This is a genomic window from Acidobacteriota bacterium, assembly GCA_040752675.1.
Classification (GTDB): domain Bacteria; phylum Acidobacteriota; class Polarisedimenticolia; order JBFMGF01; family JBFMGF01; genus JBFMGF01.
In genome coordinates, this window is the sequence record JBFMGF010000101.1 from 1 (window position 1) to 6,663 (window position 6,663).

A 6,663-nucleotide genomic window follows, 5' to 3' on the forward strand; every position below is an offset into this window, starting at 1 on the left:
GCACCCTTCATGCCATGCCCTCTACGCATGAAAATTTTCGGTTAAGAATTCTATCATCATTTATCAAGAAAGAGATAATCTCTAATTTTGTTATTGCAAATGGAGGAATTTCATCTAAAATATCTCGAACAAAAGGCTATTACATGGAGATAAAGGAAGAGAAAAACAAGATTGTGAGAAGACATTTCCTTGACTACCTTCTTGGAATCGGTATTTTCGCCACAATTTTCTCTGCTCTCTACCCTATCATTAAATTTGTCTTTCCTCCGGAGCAGGCCGAAGCTATCCAGAACAATGTCGTCGCTGGCAAGGTTGGTGAACTTCCGCTTAATTCCGGGAAGATCTTCCGGTTCGGCAATGACCCAGCTATTCTCATCAACACGTCGGCAGGCGAGCTAAAAGCTTTCTCTGCCCGATGCACGCATCTCGATTGCACCGTCCAGTACAGAAACGACCTGAAATATATCTGGTGCGCCTGCCACAACGGGCATTACGACCTAACGGGAAAGAACATCGCCGGTCCGCCTCCAAGACCTCTTGAAGAATATCTGGTTACAATAAGAGCAGATGAGATCGTTGTTTCCAAGAAAGGGTAACATGCGATCTTCATTAAAAGGCTTTTAAGATATCGGGTTGATAAATACAGTTAATTAGCACAAAAGAGCCCAGAATCATAAGGATGGAAAAACTGAAAGTCATGTTTGAGTGGGTGAGCGAGGGATTGAGGCTCCCCGATATAATGGAGTTTCTGCGGCACAAGAAGGTCCCCGTACATCGCTATGCAATCTGCTATTATTTCGGCGGGATGACCTTGTTCCTCTTCCTCATTCAGGTCATCACGGGAATTCTTCTTCTGCTTTACTACCGCCCATCGCCCGAATCCGCTTTCGAGAGCGTCCAGTTCATCATGACGAAAGTCTCCTTCGGGTGGCTCATCCGTTCGATCCACGGATGGTGCGCCAACCTGATGGTCTTCATGGCCTTCGTCCACATGCTCACCGTCTTCCTGATGAAGGCTTACCGTCCACCAAGAGAATTCACCTGGCTCTCCGGGATTTTTCTCTTCTTCCTCACGCTGACCTTCGGTTTCTCCGGCTATCTGCTCCCATGGAACGAACTCTCGTTCTTCGCCACCAAGGTCGGAACCGACATCGTCAGCCAGGTTCCCTTCATCGGCCACCAGTTGCTGGTCCTTCTGAGGGGTGGAGAACATGTAACTGGCGCGACGCTGACAAGATTCTTCGGAATCCATGTTGCCATTCTTCCACTCATCACGACTTTCTTCCTTGTCGTCCATCTTGCCCTGGTTCAGATCCATGGAATGAGCACCCCGATCACAATCCTGGATAAATTCAAGGGGAAGATGAAGGAGATGACCTTCTGGCCTGATTTCCTGATGAGAGACGTCCTGGGGTGGTTCGTCATGCTCGGCATCATCGCAGCTCTCGCCTCGCTGTATCCATGGGAGCTCGGTGAGAAGGCCGATCCCTTTGCTCCTGCTCCAGCAGGGATCAGACCAGAATGGTACTTCATGTTCATGTTCCAGACTCTCAAGTATGTCCCGGCGAAGATAGCAGGACTGGAAGGCGAGATGGTCGCTGTCCTGTCGTTCGGATTCGTCGCGCTCTTCTGGATGGTTGTCCCCTTCCTCGATCGATGGGCATGGAAGGAGCAGCGAAGTCCGATTTTCACAATCATCGGCTATCTCGGTATCGTTTATATGTTGATATTCACGGTCCTTGGTTATCTCAAGTGAGCTTGAAATGAAGAACATTGGATTCTTTGCTATCTCGATGCGATTAAAACTTCTTGTCACCGCGGTTTTTATTTCCGCTGCAGTTACTGTTTCTGCGCCAGATTCTTCAAACAGTCTGATCTTCGCACAGAAGTTCAGTAATTGCATCGAGTGTCACAGGGATCTGGGCGGCGAGCTTTCAGCTCCTGTCGATGCTATAAAGAAAGATATTCATTTCCAGTATGGTCTATCCTGTGCTGATTGCCATGGCGGGAACCCCGACATCAAGACCGATGACTACGAAGTCGCCATGGATAAGAATAAGGGGTTCAAGGGAAAACCAGCACCCCAGGAGATCCCAGAATTCTGTGGAAAGTGTCATGCCAGTGCTTCCTACATGAAGAAGTTCGATCCCAATCTACAGACCGACCAGCTTGAACAGTACAGGACGAGTCAGCATGGTCTCCTGCTCGGAAAAGGTGACAGGAAGGTAGCCACCTGCATCTCCTGCCACGGAGTCCACGGGATAGTCGGCGCGAAAGATCCTCTGTCACCGGTCTTCCCGTCAAACATCGTGGAGACATGCGGGAAATGCCATTCCAGCAAGGAGTACATGGCAGGGTACAGCATCCCGACCGATCAGTACGAGAAATACAGGAAGAGCGTCCACGGCAGGGCTCTTTATGAGAAGGGGGACATTTCCGCCCCGACCTGCAACGATTGTCATGGAAACCATGGACCGATGCCTCCCGGGGTGGAATCGATCGGGAACATCTGTGGCCACTGCCACCTTGCCAACTGGGAGATGTTCATCAAGAGTCCTCACAAAGAGGCCTACGATGCCACCAACATTCCCGAATGCGAGATTTGCCACGGGAACCACGAGATATTGACTCCTGACGATGAAATGGTGGGAACCTCAGGAAAGAGTCTCTGCATTACCTGCCATTCACCCGAGAGCAAGGGATACAGGGCGGCAGGCGATATAAGAAACCTGATCGATTCTCTCAAGAACAGCGTCTCCGAAGCGGAAGCGGTGGTCAAGAAAGCTGCTTCCTCCGGAATGGAGGTCGGAGATGCAATGTTCTCCATCGATGAAGCAGAGCACCAGCTCACGCATGCAAGGGCTCTTGTTCATACCTTCAGCGTCGAGAAGATCGAGAAATCAATAGACGAAGGGGTCTCTTCAGCACAGAAGGGGCTTAAAGGGGGCAGAGAAGCACTCGCCGAACTCCAGTTCAGACGGAAGGGGCTTGCCATTTCCCTTTTCTTCATCGCCATCGTTGCTGTCATCCTCTACCTCAAGATTCGCCACCGCAGCAAAGTGCAATCGGCATCATCTTAGAGATCTACAATCCCTCATAGAAAACAGGTGGATCGTTCGACACTCAACAATCTTCTTCAATGGAGTCCAAGAGATGGAGATTAAAGGAAAGAACATCCTGTTGATGGGGTTGCCCGGGGTCGGAAAGACTACTGTCATCGAGAAGGTCGTCGAACGGTTGAAGGGCAAAGGGATCGTCTCGGGTTTCTACACCTCCGAGATCAGAGAAGCGGGAAGCCGTAGTGGTTTCAAGATCAGGACGATCGATGGGAAGGAAGGGGTTCTCTCTCATATCAATATCAGAAGTCGTGCGCGTGTCGGCCGATACTGCGTGGATGTCAGAGGTTTCGAGGAGCTTGTCCTTCCCCTTCTCAACGGCAATCTGAAAGCCAAGAAACTCATTGTCATCGATGAGATCGGGAAAATGGAATGTCTCTCAAAGCTGTTCTGCGAGGCGGTCACAAGAGCCCTCGACTCGGTCATTCCTGTCCTGGCAACCATCGCCCTCAAAGGAGGCGGCTTCATTCAGGAAGTTAAATCCCGTCCCGACGTCACCATAATCGAAGTCACCAGGGAAAACAGGAATTCCCTTCCCGATATCTTAGTGTCTCACTTGTCCAGCTCTACCTTCTAAGATCCGGTCATCCTTTATCCCTTTACATCTTGCGGCTTTTCTGGAGGATGTCTTTCAGATTGGTGATGGTTCTTTCCTTCTGTTTGTCGCTGAAGGCAAGGATCAGCTGTAGGGCTTCTCCGATGTGGGGGATGTATCTCTCGATGTAAGAACGCTTTTTGTGTTCCTCCTGGACTCGGATGTGCCTCTTTATGTGGGCCGACAGGCGTCTGCCACACTCCTGAAGCGCAAGCCTGGTCTCCCTGATGATCTCTGGATAATGCGCGATTGCCTCCTTGCTCTCCGATGTGAATGGAACCCAGACCGAAGCGATGTGGACGAAGAGTGCCACTGGGCCGACTGGCAGCGACCCTTTCGGTTGCTGGAGTCCGTAGTGCTTCCAATCAGTCGACAGGATTGATTTCGTGATGGCGCAGGCAGACTGCTGATATAGCAGCGGCACCCTGTTGGCAAATCTCATTACTTCGATCTGTTCATCAGCCGGCATCTCCCCTCCGTAAGCCAGCCCGATTTCGACCTGGAACGGGTTTCCGCGATAGACAGATGGAGGACGCGTGCACGATGTGTAGAAATCGGCCTGGACCCTTTCCTGGAGCCCCTTGAAGACAAGATTCTCCCCAATCGGGGCGATGCAGTTGGTCGGCGGCGACATTATCTTCACATTCTGAATAGCTCGATAGAGCCTCTCCGTGTCACCGTTGGAAAGTTTGCCCGGCCTTATGGAGGGGTTGATTTCCGCTTTCTGCAGGATCTCATCCGCCACCCTTGCACTCACCCTGGAGAACTCGCCGATCAACATCTTCCTTATGTTGCGAGCCTTTGAATCCTTGAGCATGTTGATCAGCACCCCGAGCTCGACGCCGTAAGGATGCGGCTTGATCTCCAGCGTGTCCTCTGGAAGCGTCTCGGAAATCCGTGGATAATGGAGAAGATCATCCTTGGGAGGCTTGTAGAAGAACTCCGCATGGGGATTGGCAAGCGTTGTCTGCTGTATGTAATCGTCTACCGAACGTTTCCCCTTTTTATAGCTCGCTTCGATCTCAAGCTCGACCATAGTCCCGTGGGCTGCATTCCACTGGACTTTGGTATCAGTCACTATGACCGGCTTGTTTCTCGACGTATCGATCATGAGTTCATAGTAGTGCGCTGGTTTGTCCGGTGAAATCTTAGACGTGATCCGCACTGGTTTTCCGGTCGTTAGCTGTGCATAGAGACCCGCAGCCGAGATCCCAATCCCCTGCTGTCCTCGCGACTGCTTCAGCGTGTGGAACTTCGACCCATAGAGCAGTCTGGCAAATATCATCGGGATCTGTTTCTTGACGATCCCCGGACCGTTGTCTTCCACCGTGATCCTGTACCGATCCTCCGCAAGCCCTTCGATGAGGACCCTGATGGACGGCAGAGTCGCCGCATCCTCGCAGGCATCAAGCGAGTTGTCCACGGCTTCCTTCACAGTCGTAAGGAGCGCCTTCTGAGGATTGTCGAATCCGAGGAGGTGCCTGTTCTTCGTAAAGAACTCCGCGATGGAGATCTCCCTCTGTTTCATCGCAAGTGTATGCGCAGTCTCTTTTTTCCTCTCCCTCTTTTCCTTTTCTTTAACGATGGTTTCCTCTTTCGTTTTCACTCTCCTCATTTTATCTTGCCTCTTCAACGGCCTCCCGGCCTTCCTTAATTATAACAGGAAGCATGGCGATAGCAGCCACCGGATCGGCCCACCACCAGCCCAGCGTGGCGTTGAGAGTAAGCCCTAAGAGGAGCGTGAATGAAAGGTATGAGCAGATGGCGGTTTCCATGGCATCCGCCTCGAGCGCTTTGCTGTTCAACTGCCTGGCGGTCTTCATTTTGAGATAGGAAAGAACAGGCATGACGATGAGAGAGAGTGCAGCCAGGACGATTCCGACAATGGACTCTTCGGGCATTTCCCTCAGGATCAATTTTTTCCCCGACTCATAGGCAACATAGAAGGCCAGGAGTAAAAATGTTATCCCAACAACGAGAAGCGCTCTCTTCTCAGCCGTTTCAATCTCTTCATCTATCACTTTTTCATATTCCTCATCATTCTCCTTTTCGTTCTGCTTCTCCATCCCCTTTTCTCTTTCTCCCCCTCTTTCTTTTCTTTTTTCTTTCCATTTTTCACTTCCAACTCTTATCTCTTTCTTGAGCCGCCAGAAGAGGATCGCACCGGACGCCGTCTCGATGATGCTGTCGAGCCCGAAGCCCACGAGAGCGATTGATCCTGCCACGATGCCAGCACCGATTGCGACAATTGCCTCAACGACATTCCACCCGATCGTGAAATACTCCAGCCTCAACCCCTTCTTCAGCAGTTCCAATCTTAGATTCTTTTCCATCAATGATCTTTCTCCCTCAGTTAGGAAGACTGTTCAAAGCACTTTGACTTCAATATTCAGAGATATGGGGTTTTCCAGACAGTAGATTCCAGGGCACCTGCACCTGGCTTTGTTTTCAAGATCTCTAATTCTATCTATTGAAAGATCTTAAAGAAGAAGCCACAAAAAACAAAATATAATAAACCAATCCCCGGCCTAAAGGCCAGGGCTTTGGGCCATAAAGATGAAAGAGTTGAAGATTCGTGAATATGCGATTTTCAATAGTAAAGAGAATCTTGCGGCTTCCATCTAAATATCGAGCGGGATATCCCCTTAAACCTGCTCAAAAGAGAAACCTATGACACTGGCTCTTCTGTCATCCGGAATAAAGGGGGTTGGAATGGCTGGGTTTCTGACTCATAGTCTGGTCTATTCGCTGCACCGCTGGCTCCAGTTGATCATAGTTCATATCCGACTGGGTCTCCGACCCCAACAATCATATCTCCCACCGTGTCTGTCGAAAGCCGCACAGGGATTTCGACATCATAAACTTTCCCATTGACAGACTTAATCGCTCGAAGTATTTAAAATGTTAGCTTAAAAAATCTGGTTCCTATCCAAAAAGTGTACATGAGAACTG

The 6,663-nt window shown here is 50.1% G+C and carries 6 protein-coding genes; 4 read left to right on the top strand and 2 right to left on the bottom strand.

What is annotated here, in order from left to right:
- The first annotated feature begins 143 nt into the window (after positions 1 to 143).
- The 4 genes from AB1756_09225 to AB1756_09240 all read left to right on the top strand — a co-directional run bounded on the left by AB1756_09225 (position 144) and on the right by AB1756_09240 (position 3,693).
- Complete coding sequence (locus AB1756_09225) at positions 144 to 596, top strand: Rieske 2Fe-2S domain-containing protein (protein ID MEW5807509.1); 453 nt, start codon at positions 144 to 146, stop codon at positions 594 to 596.
- 83 nt (positions 597 to 679) lie between these two features.
- The gene (locus AB1756_09230) at positions 680 to 1,756 is read left to right on the top strand and encodes a cytochrome bc complex cytochrome b subunit (GenBank protein MEW5807510.1); all 1,077 of its coding nucleotides are present in this window, start codon (positions 680 to 682) and stop codon (positions 1,754 to 1,756) included.
- Positions 1,757 to 1,763: 7 nt separating this feature from the next.
- Positions 1,764 to 3,080 (top strand): cytochrome c3 family protein, encoded by a 1,317-nt coding sequence (locus AB1756_09235; GenBank protein ID MEW5807511.1) that lies wholly within the window; start codon positions 1,764 to 1,766, stop codon positions 3,078 to 3,080.
- Between the two features lie 73 nt (positions 3,081 to 3,153).
- Positions 3,154 to 3,693, top strand: a complete 540-nt coding sequence (locus AB1756_09240) for an NTPase (protein MEW5807512.1) — start codon at positions 3,154 to 3,156, stop codon at positions 3,691 to 3,693.
- Positions 3,694 to 3,715: 22 nt separating this feature from the next.
- Here the strand turns inward: AB1756_09240 and AB1756_09245 are convergent, their stop codons facing one another.
- Both AB1756_09245 and AB1756_09250 read right to left on the bottom strand, forming a co-directional pair.
- Entirely contained in the window at positions 3,716 to 5,326 is a 1,611-nt protein-coding gene (locus AB1756_09245) for a DNA topoisomerase VI subunit B (protein ID MEW5807513.1), read from the bottom strand.
- A gap of 1 nt (position 5,327) precedes the next feature.
- Positions 5,328 to 6,044 carry a cation transporter gene (locus AB1756_09250; protein MEW5807514.1) on the bottom strand — a complete coding sequence of 239 codons (717 nt, stop codon included), beginning with the start codon at positions 6,042 to 6,044 and terminating at the stop codon, positions 5,328 to 5,330.
- Between the last annotated feature and the right edge of the window lie 619 nt (positions 6,045 to 6,663).